The sequence below is a fragment of the Candidatus Brevundimonas phytovorans genome (assembly GCA_029203145.1).
Taxonomy (GTDB): domain Bacteria; phylum Pseudomonadota; class Alphaproteobacteria; order Caulobacterales; family Caulobacteraceae; genus Brevundimonas; species Brevundimonas phytovorans.
In genome coordinates this window covers 2059169-2074976 of record CP119309.1, presented here as the reverse complement: position 1 = coordinate 2074976, position 15808 = coordinate 2059169, and the positions used below count along the sequence as shown (strand labels likewise).

At 67.5% G+C, this 15808-nt stretch carries 14 protein-coding genes; 6 read left to right on the top strand and 8 right to left on the bottom strand.

The genetic code is table 11. The annotated features are described in order from the left end of the window. Window positions 1–275: 275 nt before the first annotated feature. From P0Y52_10180 to P0Y52_10155, 6 genes are all read right to left on the bottom strand, one after another. The gene (locus P0Y52_10180; protein WEK56912.1) at window positions 276–794 is read right to left on the bottom strand and encodes a hemerythrin domain-containing protein; all 519 of its coding nucleotides are present in this window, start codon (window positions 792–794) and stop codon (window positions 276–278) included. Between the two features lie 52 nt (window positions 795–846). Continuing rightward, entirely contained in the window at window positions 847–2016 is a 1170-nt protein-coding gene (gene mnmA / locus P0Y52_10175; GenBank protein ID WEK59477.1) for a tRNA 2-thiouridine(34) synthase MnmA, read from the bottom strand. Window positions 2017–2202: 186 nt separating this feature from the next. Continuing rightward, window positions 2203–2487, bottom strand: a complete 285-nt coding sequence (locus P0Y52_10170) for a DUF1153 domain-containing protein (GenBank protein WEK56911.1) — start codon at window positions 2485–2487, stop codon at window positions 2203–2205. A gap of 186 nt (window positions 2488–2673) precedes the next feature. Beyond that, window positions 2674–4416 carry a flagellar hook protein FlgE gene (gene flgE, locus P0Y52_10165; protein ID WEK56910.1) on the bottom strand — a complete coding sequence of 581 codons (1743 nt, stop codon included), beginning with the start codon at window positions 4414–4416 and terminating at the stop codon, window positions 2674–2676. A gap of 47 nt (window positions 4417–4463) precedes the next feature. Continuing rightward, the gene (locus P0Y52_10160; protein ID WEK56909.1) at window positions 4464–5168 is read right to left on the bottom strand and encodes a flagellar hook capping FlgD N-terminal domain-containing protein; all 705 of its coding nucleotides are present in this window, start codon (window positions 5166–5168) and stop codon (window positions 4464–4466) included. A gap of 3 nt (window positions 5169–5171) precedes the next feature. Continuing rightward, window positions 5172–7157, bottom strand: a complete 1986-nt coding sequence (locus tag P0Y52_10155) for a flagellar hook-length control protein FliK (protein WEK56908.1) — start codon at window positions 7155–7157, stop codon at window positions 5172–5174. 381 nt (window positions 7158–7538) lie between these two features. On the opposite strand from P0Y52_10155, the gene flgK reads away from it, so the two are divergent. The 6 genes from flgK (at window position 7539) to P0Y52_10125 (ending at window position 14172) form a co-directional block, all read left to right on the top strand. After that, window positions 7539–9653, top strand: a complete 2115-nt coding sequence (gene flgK, locus P0Y52_10150) for a flagellar hook-associated protein FlgK (protein WEK56907.1) — start codon at window positions 7539–7541, stop codon at window positions 9651–9653. Next, window positions 9650–10588 carry a flagellin gene (locus P0Y52_10145; GenBank protein WEK56906.1) on the top strand — a complete coding sequence of 313 codons (939 nt, stop codon included), beginning with the start codon at window positions 9650–9652 and terminating at the stop codon, window positions 10586–10588. Before flgK ends, P0Y52_10145 begins: the two co-directional genes overlap by 4 nt. A gap of 106 nt (window positions 10589–10694) precedes the next feature. Continuing rightward, window positions 10695–11813, top strand: a complete 1119-nt coding sequence (locus tag P0Y52_10140; GenBank protein WEK56905.1) for an ABC transporter permease — start codon at window positions 10695–10697, stop codon at window positions 11811–11813. 20 nt (window positions 11814–11833) lie between these two features. Next, window positions 11834–12598: an ABC transporter ATP-binding protein gene (locus P0Y52_10135; GenBank protein WEK56904.1), complete on the top strand. Its 765-nt coding sequence runs from the start codon at window positions 11834–11836 to the stop codon at window positions 12596–12598. Between the two features lie 15 nt (window positions 12599–12613). Continuing rightward, window positions 12614–13552: an MlaD family protein gene (locus P0Y52_10130; GenBank protein ID WEK56903.1), complete on the top strand. Its 939-nt coding sequence runs from the start codon at window positions 12614–12616 to the stop codon at window positions 13550–13552. Then, complete coding sequence (locus tag P0Y52_10125; protein ID WEK56902.1) at window positions 13549–14172, top strand: ABC-type transport auxiliary lipoprotein family protein; 624 nt, start codon at window positions 13549–13551, stop codon at window positions 14170–14172. Before P0Y52_10130 ends, P0Y52_10125 begins: the two co-directional genes overlap by 4 nt. 212 nt (window positions 14173–14384) lie before the next feature. Here the strand turns inward: P0Y52_10125 and P0Y52_10120 are convergent, their stop codons facing one another. Together P0Y52_10120 and P0Y52_10115 are read right to left on the bottom strand one after the other, a co-directional pair. Then, window positions 14385–15035: a 3-oxoacid CoA-transferase subunit B gene (locus P0Y52_10120; protein ID WEK56901.1), complete on the bottom strand. Its 651-nt coding sequence runs from the start codon at window positions 15033–15035 to the stop codon at window positions 14385–14387. Next, window positions 15035–15778, bottom strand: a complete 744-nt coding sequence (locus tag P0Y52_10115) for a CoA transferase subunit A (protein ID WEK56900.1) — start codon at window positions 15776–15778, stop codon at window positions 15035–15037. The genes P0Y52_10120 and P0Y52_10115 overlap by 1 nt, the downstream gene beginning before the upstream one ends. Between the last annotated feature and the right edge of the window lie 30 nt (window positions 15779–15808).

The window sequence follows — 15808 nt, the reverse complement described above, 5'->3', positions numbered from 1 at the left end:
GTCTCCTCTTCTGTCTGTGGTCCTCTCGAACCGGACAGAGGGCTGTCGCTTGCACCTACAAGAAACCCCTCCGGCCGGTGGCGGGAGGGGTTGCTGGAAAACCGAAGTCGAATGACCGCCGGTTCTTCTACATCCCTCCCATGCACGCGCCTTTGCCCTCGACCGGCAGGCGGTCGACGGTCATGGGCCGTTGCGAAGGGTGAATGTTGAAGAACATGGGTTTCTCGATTCCGGAGCGGGGCTTCTACACGCAAGCCAAGGCTCTGGCTACGACGTTATTCGAGCGAACCGCCCTTTAACGCCATCAGGGGGATGACGATGTCCTCTTCGTCGTCGAGGTGGCGGATCAGGTCGGGCGAAGCGCGGTCCAGCACGTCAGTCAGGCGGTGGGCGCGGTCAGGGGCGTCGGGGGACTGGCCGGCGACCGCCTGATGGAAGGCGACCGCTGAGTGATAGAGGGCGTCCAGATGGGCGTGGATGGCGTCGTGGTCGCGGTCCAGCAGGTCGAGGCCGGTCTGGATGCGCGGCTCGATCCGGCGGAACTGGGGGAAATAGTGGCCGCTCTCGACGCGGTGGTGGCCGTCCAGATGCTGGAGGAAGGCTTGCAGCGTCGGGATCAGGGCGGCGTGCAGGCCGCGCGGGTCGAGCGCGCCGGAGCGCCAGCGCGCGGCGGCCTCGGCCATCTGCGCCTGCTGGGCGCGGAAGCCGGCGTGCATCTGCAGCCAGAAGGCGGCGGTTTCGGGCAGGGCGCCGGTCCAGCGCTCACGCGGGAAGGCGTCGCGCAGATACAGCATCTCGCCCGGCAGGCCGGCGCGGACGCCCAGCGCCTGCGCGTCGTGAGGCGCCTCAGACGACAGCGGTGGTGCTCTGGATGAAGCCGCCGCCCAAGACGCGGTCGGGGTCGGCGGGGTCGTAGAGGGCGCAGGCCTGCCCGGGGGCGACGCCTTCCTCGCCTTCATCGAAGACGACCGAGATGACGCCGTCCTCGCTCATGGTCAGGCGGGCGGGCGAGGGCTGGCGGGTGGAGCGGACGCGGGCCAGGACGGGGGCGCCGTCGCGGGCGGCTTCCTCGATGGTGGCCTGATCGCCCAGCCAGTTGGTTTCTTCCAGCACCAGACTGGCGGTCAGCAGGGCTTCGCGCGGGCCGACGATGACGCGGCGGTTGTCGGGGTCCAGCCTGGTGACGAACAGGGGCTCGCCCACGGCGACGTTCAGGCCCCGGCGCTGGCCGATGGTGTAGTCGGTGATGCCGCCGTGCTGGCCCAGCACCCGGCCGTCCATATGGACGATCTCGCCCGCTTCACGGCCTTGCGGACGTAGGCGGTCGATCAGGGTGCGGTAGTCGCCGGAGGGCACGAAGCAGATGTCCTGGCTGTCCGGCTTGGCGGCGATCTTCAGGCCCAGAGCGGCGGCGACGCCGCGCACCTGGGGCTTTTCCAGATCAGCCAGGGGGAAGCGCAGATAGTCCAGTTGCGCCTGGGTCGTGGCGAACAGGAAGTAGGACTGGTCGCGCGAGTGATCGACGGCCTTCCTCATTTGTGAGCGGTTGCCGACGGCGGCGCGGCGGACATAGTGGCCCGTCGCCATGGCTTCGGCGCCGAGATCGCGGGCCACGTCCAGCAGGTCGCGGAACTTGACCGTCTGATTGCAGCGGATGCAGGGGACCGGGGTCTGGCCCTTCAGATAGGAGTCCGCAAACTGGTCGATGACCGCGTCCTTGAACCGGCTTTCGTAGTCGAGGACATAGTGGGGAATGCCGATCAGTTCGGCGGCCAGACGGGCGTCGTGGATGTCCTGACCGGCGCAGCAGGCGCCCTTCTTCTTGAGCGCGGCGCCGTGGTCGTAAAGCTGGAGGGTGACGCCGACCACGTCATAGCCGGCCTTGGCCAGCAGGGCGGCGACGACGGTGGAATCCACCCCGCCTGACATGGCCGCGACCACGCGGGCGCCGACCGGCAGGCCGACGGCCTGTCGCGCGCTCTCGATCGCGGCGTCCATGTCGGCGGCGCCGGACATGGGGGCGATGGTCGGGATGGGGCAGATGTCGTCAGCCAGGGTCATCGCCGCCATATAGAGGGGCTTGCGTTCGATTTCGAGGCGGGGGCGTTAAAACGACAAAGGCCGCCTCTGTTTCCAGAAGCGGCCTTGTGATCTCGGGGCCTCAAGTAGCGCGAAGCGCGGTAGGCCCCCAAAGGGATGTCATCAATCCCGGTAGCTCTGGATGCGCGTGGTGCGCAGCCCTTGCATGCCCCATTTGTCGATCGCCTGTTGCCAGGCGATGAATTCCTCGGCCGTCAGACGATACTTCGTCAGGGCGTCTTCCAGGCTGATCAGACCGCCGCGCACGGCGGCGACCACTTCGGCCTTGCGGCGGATCACCCAGCGGTTCGTTTCCGCCGGCGGGAGATCCCGCAGGGTCAGCGGCGTGCCCGTCGGGCCGACCACATATTGTTCGCCTCTACTATTAAGGCGTCGCTCTTGCAGCATGGGCTTAAGCCTCTTTCACCACCACCATCGACGCGTACCCTAGGACCCCCCCCGCTAAGGGGCGTTTAAGCGTCGTGGTGAAGGAATGGCTAAGACGCATCCTCCGCCCCCGGCGCATCGAAGGCGCCGGAAACGAAGGATTCATCGAGTCTAACAAAGGCTTACTCACGGAGTCCGGTTAAGCGATCAACGCTTGATGCTGAGCAACTCGGACAGCATCTCGTCCGCCGTGGTGATGATCTTGGACGAGGCCGAGTAGGCGCGCTGGGTGGTGATCAGGCTGGTGAACTCGGCCGAGAGGTCGACGGTCGAGGATTCCAGCTGCTGGGCCGCGATCATGCCCGCGCCCCCCGTGCCCGCCGCCTTCAGGTTGAAGGTGCCGCTGTCCAGGCTGACGCGGAAGGCGTTGCCCGTGACCTGACGCAGGCTGTCGGGGCTGGGGAAGGTGGCGATGGCGACCTGGGCGATCCGGCGCATGACGCCGTTGTCGAAGATGGCGGTGACGAAGCCGCTCTCGTCGATCTTGATGTCCGACAGGTTGCCGAAGGCGGTGCCGTTGGTCACCGTCGACTGGACGATCGAGGCCGTGTTCAGCTGGCTGAGGCCGCCGGCCGAGGTGGCGAGATCCAGGGTCAGGGTCTGGGCCGAGATGCCCAGGCCGTCGGCCCACTTCACCTTGTAGTCGTCAGCCGGGTTGGCCGGGTCGATGATGACGTTGGGGTCGGAGCGGCCGAAGTCCAGCACGGCGTTGGCCGGATCGTCGAACAGGCCCTTGCCCGCGGGCCAGGTCTGCATCGTGGAGATGTCCAGACGGCCGGCGGGGGTGAAGGCGAGGACGCCCTTCTTGATCTGGCCGTTGGAATAGGCCCCGCCCGTGATCACGTCGTCGGCCGGAACCGCGACGATTTCCGCATACCATTCGTTCGGCTGATCGCTCTTGAGCAGGCGGATTTCGATATTGCGCTGGCCGCCCTTGGAGTCGGAGACCGGGATGTTGATCTTGAAGTCCGGCTTCACGCCCAGGGGGTTGTCGTCCTCGCCATTGTACATGGCCATCGAGTTGATCGAGGGGTCGTACTTGGTCTTGGCGACGTTGTTGTTGACGATGCCGAGGCCCGGCGAGCCCAGGGCGACCGTGTCGCCGCCGCCCAGGTCGAGGTCGGTCAGGGACTGGGCCACGCCGCCGACCGTCAGGCTGGCCAGGGCGCCGGCGGCGTCATAGGTGGCCACGGCGTTGATGGTCTGGATGCCGGTCTTGACGGTGACGTTGTACTCGCTGGGGTTGCCGGTCGGCGAATAGCGGACGGTGAAGTCCTTGGGCCCGGAGGCGGCCGGGACGAGCGGCACGTTGGTGTACTTGTTCGGGCTGGCGGCGGTCGAGATCGTCTGGCCGGAGTAGAGGTTGGCGTTGATCTGGGCGCGGGTGGTGGGCTCGGCGGTGCCGCCGACGGTGCCGATGTTGATCGAGCGCAGACGGGTCAGGTCCGACGGGTCCGTGGCGATGTCGCCGTTGGAGTCCACCGGCCAGCCTTGCAGATACAGGCCCGCGCTGTTCTTCAAATAGCCCAGGTTGTCGATACGGAAGGCGCCCGCGCGGGTGAACAGGCGGCTGTCGGTGGCGCCGACGCCCTCGGCCTTCTCGGTCGTGACGAAGAAGCCCTGACCATCAACGGCCAGGTCGGTGCTTTCGGTCGTGCGCTGCAGCTGGCCTTCCTGGCTGATGAAGTGCCGGGCCGTGGTCATGACGCCGCCGGCCGCATAGCCGCCCGCGCCCTTGCTCTGGCTGTTCACGATGGTCTGGAACTCGCCCTGGGTGCGCTTGTAGCCGATGGTGTTCACGTTCGCGATGTTCTGCGAGATCGCGGCCAGGGCGGCGGAGTTGGCGGAAAGACCGGAAACCCCGGCCTGCATGGCGCTGTTGATGCTCATTGTAGCGGCTCCTTAAGCGGAAATAGGGGAAGCGAGAGGGACGCCGTTCAGGCGTCGGTCTCGGGATCTGTGGGCAGCGGCGGCGTGGTCGCCGTCGGTGGGTTCACGCTGGCGTTCTTCTCGTCGAGCGCGATGATGCTGGAGAGCGGCATGACCGAGTTGCCGATCGTGACGTAGGGTTCGTCGGCGTACATCTCGACGCCGGTGATGCGGCCGCGCATCAGGACCTGGGCGTCGACCTTGCCGCCGGTGGCGTCCTTGGCCGTGACCTTCAGGGTATAGACGCTGCCGTCCTGACCTTCGGTCCAGTTGAAGTCGTGGACGCCGACGCCGGCGTCCGGGGCCGGGCCCTTCCAGACGACCTGGCCCGAGGCGTTCAGGACCTGAAGCTCGACGTCCGAGGCGTTCGAGCCCAGCTCGTAGCTCCACGACGCCTTGCCGTCGGAGGCCTTGGTCGCGTCCCAGACGGCGGTGGCGTCCTTGCCGATGTAGTTGGAGGCGCTGGCCAGGCCGTCGCCCTTCTGGCCGTTCAGCAGAGCGGTCAGCAATTGGTTGGACAGCAACTGCTGTTCGACGCCGGCCATCTGGGTCAGCTGACTGGTGAACTCGTTGGAATCGACCGGCGACAGCGGATCCTGGTTCTTCAACTGGGCGGTCAGCAACGAGAGGAAGGTCTCGAAGTTCGACGCCAGCATGGTCGAGCCGGTGTTGATCTTGTCGGTGGCGGTGTTTCCGGAGACGGCGGTGACCATCGATCAGACCTTCATATCGACGCGGTCGGGCGTCAGCGAGAGAGAGGCCCAGGGGCCGGGCGTCGGCAGGGCGGTGTCGGCCTGAGCGGCCAGACGGGCGGCGCCGGCGAAGGCGCGACGATCAGGGGCGCGGTCAAAGGCGCCGCCGCCGAAGCCGGACGACGGGTTGCGGTCCGAGAACTCAAGCGAGTCCTGGGTCAGCTGGAAGCCAGCGTCCTGAAGCTGGCGGCGCAGTTCGTCGGCGCGGGCGCGCATGTCGGTCGCCGCCGCCGGGTTGTCGAAGGCCAAGCGGGCGGCGAGGCGACCGTCGGAATCGATCTCCAGGCTGACGTCGACGCGGCCCAGGCCCTCGGGCGTCAGGGCCATGTCGAAGCGGGTCGAGCGGCCTTCCAGCTTCTTGAGGATCTGGGCCGCCAGGTGGGCGGTGGTCTCGACTGTAGCGCGCGACAGCTGAGACAGGCCCAGATCGCGCGGGGCGTTGGGGGCGGAAGCCTGGGCGTCCAGAACCTGATGCGACGGCGCCACGTCTGTGTGAGCGTCCAGAGGGGCGTCGGCGGCGGGCAGGGGAGAGGCGGGCGAGGCGGTGTCGCTGGCGCCCGTGTTCTGGGCGCCGTTCTGGGCGCTGTTATGGGCGCCGGTCGCCGCAGCGGCGGCGGCAGTGGCGGTCGGCAGGATCGAGCGGGCGCCCGCGGCGGCTTCGCTCCGGCTGTCAGCGGTCGCCGTGGCCGCGTTGGAGCGGCGCTCGTCCAGACGCGCGCCCCCATTGCGGGCGGGCGCCGGAGCGGCGGGTGCGGGCGGCGGGGTCTGAGGCGCGGCCTCGGGCTCGACGTCGTCGGAGGTCGATGAGGCGGCCGATAGAATGACGGCGGGCGCCGGGTCGGCCGCGTCGGCGGCCGGGGCCCCGGCGGGGGCGGCGACCTGTGCAGCGCCCTGGACCTTGGACGCAGCCGGCGGCGCGACGGGCTGCGGCGCGGCCGCGGTCGTCGGGAGAGGCGTGGCGGCCAGGGCTTGAGCCATGGCGGGCGCGGTCGCTGCGACCGGCGGGGCCGCAGGGGCCGTCGTGGCCCCAGGGGCCGTAGTGGTCGCAGCGGCGGTGGTCGGGACGGGGGCGGGCTCGGCCGCCTGGGGCGCGGTCGCCGGAGCGGCGGGCGCGGCCGTCAGGATAAGGGGGGGCTGGGCGGCGACGCGCGGCGTGGCGGCGACTTCGGCGCGCGGCGCGACCGGGCTCTCGACGGGGGCTGCGGCGCGGTCGGCGGCGGCCGCAGCGGCCGGAGCCGTGGGCGTGGGACGGGGAGCCGCCGACGCGGGACGCTCGGCGAAGTCGGGCCGGGTTTGTTTCTCAGCCTGAGCCTGAGCATGGGCCGAAACCTGGGCCTCATCCTCGGTCTGGCCCTGAACGGCGATGGGCGTTTGCGGGGCGACGACGACGGCCGGCGCTGGCTGGACGGCCGAAGGGCGGGCGCTCAGGGGCTGGGCGGTCGATGTCTGAGCAGGACGGGTCTCGGTCGGCGTCGTGACCGCGTCCGCCGTCATCTCGGGCGGCGATGAAGACGGGGCGACAGGAGACAGCGACGGGGCTGCGTCTTTGGCGGGGGGCGGCGCATCGGGCGCGGCCTCCAGAAGGGGCGCGAGCGGCGCCGTGGGGGCGACGGGCGCAGCGGCGCTCGCCGAAACGGCGTCGTCCGTCGTTCCGGTCGCCGAGGGCGCGACCGACAGGGGTGCGACTGGCAGAGGCGCGGGGGCGATCAGGGGCAGGGGCGGCCAGACGGGCGGCGCCTCGACGGCCCCATCCAGGGACGGGGCGGCGTCGGCGTCGGCGAGCGGCGCGTCCAAAGCCGAAGCGCTGTCCTCGCCCTGGCCCTTCGACGGCGCAGCGACAGCGGCGACCAGACCCGCGAACAGGCCTTCGTCGCCCGTCGTTTCCACGGAGGCGGCGGCGCCGACCGGGGCGGTCGGGGCGATCAGGGACATGACGCTGAGCGCGGACATGAGCGGGGATAGGGCTTTCGCTGGGTGGGCGGCGCCTACTGCGCTCAGAGAGTTCGAAAGCTCTGGCGCAAGCCTCGGGCCAAGTCGCGCATCCAATATCAAAACATTGAAATTGATAGACTAATCTAGAATCCAGCTCTCGCTGGAGGGTGAAAACGCCCGGCGCTTCTTGCCGCGCCGCCACCTTTTTGCCGGGCGAACCGGGCGCTTCGGGACATGGCCTGGGTTTTGCGCCGCCGCTGGTGAACGCACAGGGGCTGAAAAGCCGATGTCTAATAAATTCAAGGAGTTGGCTAGAATGGCTAACCGAAACGCCGGGCAAGATTTGCGCGCAGGCCAGCAAGGCTTGCCGGGCGCAGCCCTGTATGGAGCCCGTTTCTGATGTCCCTGAACTCGATCATGAACATCGCCACCTCGGGGATGAACACGGCCCAGCAGCAACTGCGGGTGGTCTCCGACAACGTCTCCAACGTCAACACGCCCGGCTATATACGCAAGGTGGCCGATCAGCAGTCCTGGGTCAGCCAGGGCGCGGGGGCCGGGGTCGAGGTGGCGCGCATCCGCCTGGCCACCGACCGCTTCCTGCAGGCGGCCAGCCTGAGCGCCGGAGCTGACGCCGGGCGTCAGTCGGTGCGCTATGAGCTGTTCAACAATATCCAGTCGCAGTTCGGCGATCCGGGCGCGGACAGCGGCTTCTTCGCCCAGATCGACAAGATCTTCTCGGCCTTCGGGGCATCGGCCGAAAACGCCACCTCGGGGCCGCTGCGTCAGGATGCGATCTGGAAGACCCAGGCGATGTTCGACGAGGCCGCGCGCGTCGCCAAGGAGATCCAGGCCACGCGCGAGGAGGCCGATGGCCGTCTGCGGACCGCCGTAGACAAGGTCAACGGCCTGGTCGATCAGATCGAGAAGCTGAACGTCGACATCGCCCGCGCCAATGTCGTCGGCACGGATTCGACCGGCGCCCAGACCGCCCAGGCGGCGATGATCAATGAACTGTCCGAACTGCTGGACGTGCGGATCACGACCCGCTCGATCGGCGGGGTCGAGGTGCGGACCGGAGCTGGCATACTGTTGGCCGGTCAGGGCGCGGCCAAGCTGGAATATCAGCGGGCGGGCGCGGTCTCGCCGGAGACCGTTTTCAACCAGATCATGATCACCGAGCCCAACGGCCAGCGGCGACCGCTGACCGAGGGCCTGGCCTCGGGCGAGATCAAGGGTCTGCTGGAACTGCGCGACCTGGACGCGCCCGCCGCCGCAGAGCGCCTGGGCGAACTGATGACGCGCCTGGCGGACGAACTGAACCGCGCGCACAACGCCTCGTCCTCGGTCCCCGCGCCGTCGGTGCTGAACGGCCGCAATGTCGGCCAGTCGCTGGAGACGGCCCTGACGGGCTTTACCGGCACGACCACCATCACCACGGTCGACGCCCAGGGCGTGATTCAGAACGCAGCCCAGATCGTCTTCTCGGGCGGGACGATGACGATCAACGGCGTGGCGGCGACGCCCGCCACCTTCCTGGCCACCCTGAACGGCCAGTTGGGCGGCGCGAGCGCCAGCTTCATCAACGGCCAGTTGAGCATCCAGGCCCCCGCTGGTCAGGGCGTCGCCATCGCCGACGACGCAACCAACCCCAGCAACAAGGCGGGACGCGGATTCTCGCACTACTTCGGTCTGAACGATCTGGTCTCGACCAGCCGTCCGGCGCTTTACGACACCGGGCTGACGCCGGCGTCGCAGCACGGTTTCACGCCGGGCGAGACGATCAAGTTCCGCTTCACCGACGCCGCAGGGTCGCGCATCCGCGATCTCTCGGTCGCCGTGCCGGCGGGCGCGGGCACGATGGCGGAGATGCTGGCGGCGCTGAACGACCCGACGACCGGGGTCGGCGCCCACGGCAGCTTCAGCCTGAACGGCGCCGGCGAACTGATTTTCACCGGGCACGGCGCTCCGCCGTCAACCATGTCGGTGGTCGAGGACGGCACCCGTCAGGTTCCCTCCGGCGTGTCGATGAGCGACCTGTTCGGGCTGAGCGGGGCCCGTGCCTCACGCGCCGGCGGTTTTTCGGTTCGCGCCGACATCGTCAAGGACCCGTCGAGGCTGGCCTTGGCCCAGTTGAACCTGGCGTTGGCGCCGGGCGCGGCGGCGCTGAGCCAGAACGACGGCTCGGGCGGGCGCCTGCTGGCCAAGGCCGACCAGAACGCCACCGCCTTTTCGGCGGCGGGCGGCGCGGGCGGGGTCAACATGTCCCTGTCGCGCTATGCTGCGGAATTCTCGGGCGAGATCGGCGGCAAGGCGACCATCGCCAAGACCCGATCGACCAACGCCGGCGCCCTCTATCAGGAGGCCTCGGCCCGACGCAGCTCGGTCGAGGGCGTCAATATGGACGAGGAACTGGTGCTGATGACCACCTATCAGCAAGCCTTTAACGCTTCGGCGCGCCTTATCCAGGCGGCGTCGGAGATGTACGACACCCTGATCGGGATGATGCGATGACCCGCGTTTCGACCTTTGGAAACTATCAGTCGGCCCTGCTGCACCTGATGAACGCGCAGGCGCGCGGCGAAGAGGCGCAGAACAAGGTCAACACCAAGAAGAACGCCACCGACCTGGTCGGCTTCGGGCGGCAGTCCGAGACGGTCATCGCCCTGAAGTCCAGCCAGACCCGGATCCAGGGCTTCATCGACACCAACAAGACCGTGGCCGACCGCCTGGCCATGCAGGACCTTGGGCTCGACCGGGTCGCCGACGCCGCGACCTCGGCGCGTCAGGCCATCGCCAACGCCATCGCCGCCGGACGGATGGAGGGGCTGATGTCCGAGATGGAGACCATCTTCAAGATGGCCGAGGACGGCCTGAACATGAAGCACCAGGGCAAGTATGTCTTTTCCGGCGGGGCTGTGGACCAGCAGGCCGTCGTCCTGCCGGCCGCGCCGGCCGGCACGGATCTGGAAAGGCTGGCGGCCATGCCGGCCGTGGCGGGGGCCTTCAAGAACGATCAGTTGAAACAGTCTTCGGTGCTGGATGAGACGGTCACGATGGACACCGGCTTCCTGGCCAGCGATGTGGGGCAGGGCCTGTTCGACGTCTTCCGCGACCTGCAGATTCTGCATCAGACGACGCCGCTGAACGGTCAGATGACTGACGCCCAGAAGACCGCCCTGACCGGCCTGATGTCGCGCTTCGAGACCTCGGCCAAGGACGTGGTCAACATCCAGGCCAAGAACGGTTCCATGCAGGCGCGCGTCGAAACCCTGCTGGAATCCCAGGAAACGCGCAAGATTGCGGTCGACGTCATGCTATCGGGCAAGACCGACGCCAACATGGCCGAGGCGGTGACGGAGCTGGAGATGGCCCAGATCGCCATCCAGGCCTCGGCCCAGGTGATCAGTCAGCTGCGGGACGTGTCCCTGCTCAACTATCTGCGCTGATCGTTAGGCTGATGCGGAGCCGTTGAACGATAACGGTTTCAGCGCGTTGGTCCCTTTAGCGAGCTTCGCCATGGGCGATCCGGTCAAGCTCGGCTAAAGGGTGGGCATGGACGTAGCCGATTTTCAGATCGAAGACGGGCCGCAGGGCGCCGCAAAGCTGCGCCTGAGCGGCGACTGGACCACCATGGGTCTGGCCCGTACCGCCGGGCGCCTGTCCGAGGCGCTGGGCGACCGGCCGGTGGCGGAACTGGCGCTCGACGATCTGGGCCGTTTCGACACCGCCGGGGCCCTGGCCATCGTTCAGAGCCTGTCGCAGCCCCTGCCCAAGACGGCGTGGCGCGACCGCCCCGAGGCGGGGCGCATCTACGCCATGGTCGAGAAGCTGGACCGCGAGTCCAGCGCGCCGCCGAAACGCGCCGGCGCCTTCACGCGGACCTTCGCCAAGATCGGCCTGGGAGTTTATGACTTCGCCGCCGAGGCTGTGCTGTCGCTGGCCTTCCTGGGGCGGCTGGTCGTCGCCGTGGGCTCGGCGCTGAAGCATCCCGGCGCCATCCGCTGGCCCGCCTGGTTCAGTCAGGCCGAGCGGTCGGGGCTGGACGCCATCCCGATCATCGCCGTGACCAACTTCTTCATCGGCGCCGTCATCGCCTTCCTGGGGGCCAACCTGCTGACCCAGTTCGGGGCCGGGGTCTTTACCGTGCAACTGGTGGCGGTGTCGGTGCTGCGCGAGTTCGCCGTGGTCATCACCTCGGTGCTGCTGGCGGGCCGTTCGGCCTCGTCCTTCGCCGCCGAAATCGGCTCGATGCGGATGAACCAGGAGGTCGACGCCATGCAGGTCATGGGGGTCAATCCCTTCCAGGCCCTGGTGATCCCGCGACTGGCGGCCATGCTGCTGATGCTGCCGCTGCTGACCTTTGTCGGCATGGTGGCGGGCCTGTTCGGCGGCATGCTGGTGACGTGGAGCGAACTGGCCTATGGCCCGTCCTTCTTCATCCAGCGCATCACCGAAGACCCGATGATGGACACCCACCTGATGGTCGGCCTGGTCAAGGCGCCGGTCTTCGCCGTGGTGGTGGCCGCCATCGGTTGCCGTCAGGGCATGTCGGTGGCCGGAGATGTCGAGAGCCTGGGCCGTCGGGTCACGGCGGCTGTAGTTCAGGCCATCTTCGCCATCATCTTCCTCGACGCCGTCTTCGCCATGATCTTCCTGGAGTTGAACCTGTGACGGCCCGCACGGAAAAGCCGATGCGCGAGAACGTCGTCGAGGTGCGCGGCCTGTTGAGCCAGTTCGGCGACCGCGTGATCCATCAGGACCTGAACCTGGATGTGCAACGCGGCGAGGTGCTGGGCGTGGTCGGCGGGTCGGGCACCGGCAAGACGGTGCTGCTGAACTCGATCATCGGCCTGAAACAGCCAGAGGGCGGCTCTGTGAAGCTGTTCGGCTATGACCGCGAAACCATGACCAAGGCCGAGGCGGCCGAGGTCGAAAGGCGCACCGGCGTCCTGTTCCAGCAGGGGGCCCTGTTCTCGTCCCTGACGGTGCTGGACAATGTCGCCTCGCCTCTGGTCGAGCACACCAACCTGCCGCGCGACACCATTCGCGAGCTGGCCGAGATGAAGATCGCCATGGTCGGGCTGAAGCCGGAGTCCCACTATCTGAAACCGGCCGAGCTGTCGGGCGGGATGAGGAAGCGGGTCGGCCTGGCCCGTGCGCTGGCCCTGGACCCCGAGTTGATCTTTCTGGACGAGCCGACGGCGGGGCTGGATCCCATCGGGGCGGCGGCCTTTGACCAGTTGATCCGCGACCTGTCGGACGATCTGGACCTGACGGTCTTCATGATCACCCACGACCTCGATAGCCTTTACGCCATTTGTGACAAGGTGGCGGTGCTGGCTGACAAGCACGTCGTTGAGAAGGCCACGGTTCAGGAACTGGAACGTTCCGATCATCCGTGGATCAAGGAATACTTCCTGGGGCCGCGCGGTCGCGCCGCCCACAAGGCCGCTTGAGGAGAGCGGGAAGAGATGGAAAGAGACGCCCACTACGCCGCTGTCGGCATCGCCACTGTCGCCTTGTTGCTGGCGCTGGCCGTGTTCACGATCTGGCTGGCCCGCCTGCAGTTCAACAACGACTACGATGTCTATGACATCGTCTTCTACGGCCCCGTGCGCGGTCTGTCGGAAGGCGGGGAAGTGCATTTCAACGGCATCCGCGTCGGCGAGGTCACGGCCCTGAATCTGGACCCCAAGAAGGGGGATCAGGTCATCGCCCGCGTGCGCCTGAATGGCACGACCCCGGTGCGCGTCACCTCGCGCGCCCAGTTGGAGCCGCAGGGCATCACCGGTCTGAACTACATCCAGATCACGGCGGGCGAACCCAACAGCGCCCTGCTGAAGGACCAGTATCCCGACAACGTGGTGCCGGTGATCCAGAGCCAGCCCAGTCCGATCGCGGAACTGCTCAGCGGCTCCGGCACGGTGCTGGCCCAGACGGTGGATGCGCTGAACCGGATCAACCGGGTCATGTCGGACGACAATATCCGCAGCTTCTCGTCCAGCGTGAAGAACGTCGAGGCCCTGACCGCCGAGCTGGAAGCCCGCAAGGGCATGTTCCAGCAGCTTGAAGAAACCATCACCAAGGCCAACGCCGCCGTCGGCGAGTATCAGGCCCTGGGCGCCAGCGCGCGTCAGATGATCGACACCGACGGCAAGCAGGCCATCGCCAATATCAACGCCGCGACACGCGAGGCGCAGCAGACCATCGCCTCCATCAACCGGACCGCGACCGGGCTGGAGGGCCCCCTGGGCGACTTCGGCACCCAGACCGTGCCGCAACTGAACGACACCATCCGCCAGCTGGATCAGGCGACGCGCTCGCTTCAGTCGCTGATCGACAATGTGCGTGAAAGCCCGCGCGACTTCATCACGAAGGCGCCGTCCAAGGAAATCGAGGTGCAGCCGTGATCCGTTCCGCCTTTCTGATCGCCGCCGCTTCGGTCGCCTTGTCCGGTTGCGCCCTGCTGTCCTCGCCTGATCCGGTCCAGCTCTACAGGTTCGGCGGAGCTTCGGCCTTTGCCGGGACGGGAGCGACCTCGGCCTGTCCCGATGTCCATGTCTCGATGCGTCGGGTGGAACTGCCCGAAGCCTCGCGCGGGGATCGCCTTCTGGCCGTGACAGGCGCCGAAGCCGCCTACATCAAGGGCGCGCGCTGGGTGTCGCCGGCCGAGACCCTGTTCGAGGAAAGTCTGCGCAACGCCTTCCTCGACGGCGCGACCTGCACCGTCCTGAGCAATGGTCCCCTGACTCGCGACGGACTGCTGCTGAGCGTTGATGTCCGCCGCTTCGAGGCGGACTACGCCGCGCCGGGCGCGGTGCCCGAGGCCAGCATCGTGGTCCTGCTGCGTCTGGTCCGTCCGGGCGACCGCGCGATCGTGGCCGAGGATCGCATCGCGGTCAGCGAAAGCGCCGGCGAGAACCGCCAGTCGGCCATCGTCGCCGCCTTCGACCGCGCCACCGCCGAGGCCAGCCGCCAGATCGTCCTCTGGACGGACCAGCAGGGTTTTCAGGCGACGCGAAACCAATAGCCTTCTCCCCCTGGGGGGAAGGCGGCTCGCGGAGCGAGACGGATGAGGGGGAGGGCGCCTGTGCGCGCCACCTGAACCGTTTCGCCCGCTGACACGGCCCCCTCATCCGAGCGCCTCCGGCGCCCACCTTCTGCCCCAAGGGGAGAAGGATAGAGAAAACCCCGGCGGCCTCGCGGTCGCCGGGGTTTCTGTTTTCAGACGGGCAGGGCGGTTCAGCCCAGGCCCGCCGCCACCGTGTAGGTCGCCTCGGTCTTGGCCGCGACCTCGTCCAGGGTCACGCCCTCGGCCAGTTCGATCAGTTCCAGACCCGAACCGTCCGGCTTGACGTCAAAGACGGCCAGATCGGTGATGATGCGGCTGACCACGCCCGTGCCAGTCAGGGGGAGGGTGCAGGATTTCAGCACCTTGGACTGGCCGTGCTTGTTGGCGTGCTCCATGACCACGACCACGCGCTTGACGCCCGCGACCAGGTCCATGGCGCCGCCCATGCCTTTCACCAGCTTGCCAGGGATCATCCAGTTGGCGATGTCGCCGTTCTGCGCCACTTCCATCGCGCCGAGAATCGACAGGTTGATGTGGCCGCCGCGGATCATGGCGAAGCTGTCAGCGCTGCTGAAATAGGCCGACTCGGGGATCTCGGTGATCGTCTGCTTGCCGGCGTTGATCAGGTCAGGGTCTTCCTCGCCTTCAAACGGGAAGGGGCCCATGCCCAGCATGCCGTTTTCCGACTGGAGAGTGACCTCCATGCCTTCGGGGATGTAGTTGGCCACCAGGGTCGGGATGCCGATGCCCAGGTTCACATAGAAGCCGTCCTGAAGCTCTTTCGCGGCGCGCTCGGCCAGTTGTTCGCGAGTACGAGGCATTATGCTTGCTCCTTACGGGCTACCGCTTCGCTACTTGAGCCCGTCGTCGCGCGTTGACGGACCGTGCGCTGTTCGATGCGCTTCTCGGATACGGTCTGGATCAGGCGGTCGACATAGACGCCCGGCGTGTGGATGTGGTCGGGGTCCAGCGAGCCGGTCGGGACGATTTCCTCGACCTCGACGACCGTCACCTTGCCGGCGGTGGCCATCATCGGGTTGAAGTTGCGGGCGGTCTTGCGGAAGACCAGATTGCCGCGCTCATCGGCCTTCCAGGCCTTGATGATGGCGAGGTCGGCGATTAGGCCGGTTTCCATCACATAGTCGCGGCCGTCGAAGTTGCGCACTTCCTTGCCTTCGGCGACCAGGGTGCCGACGCCGGTGGCGGTGAAGAAGGCAGGGATGCCCGCGCCGCCCGCGCGAATGCGCTCGGCCAGCGTCCCCTGCGGGTTGAACTCCAGCTGCAACTCGCCAGCCAGGTATTGCCGCTCGAACTCCTTGTTCTCGCCGACGTAGGACGAGATCATCTTGGCGATCTGCTTGGTCTCCAGCAACTGGCCCAGGCCGAAGCCGTCCACGCCTGCGTTGTTGGAGATGACGGTCAGTCCCTTGACGCCCGAGGCTTTCAGCCCGGCGATCAGGTTTTCAGGAATACCGCACAGGCCGAAGCCGCCGGACATGACGGTCATCCCGTCAAAGGTCAGGCCCTCCAGCGCGGACGTGACGTCAGCGTAGATCTTGCGCATCGCTCTCCCTTTTTCACCGTCTGATGAATA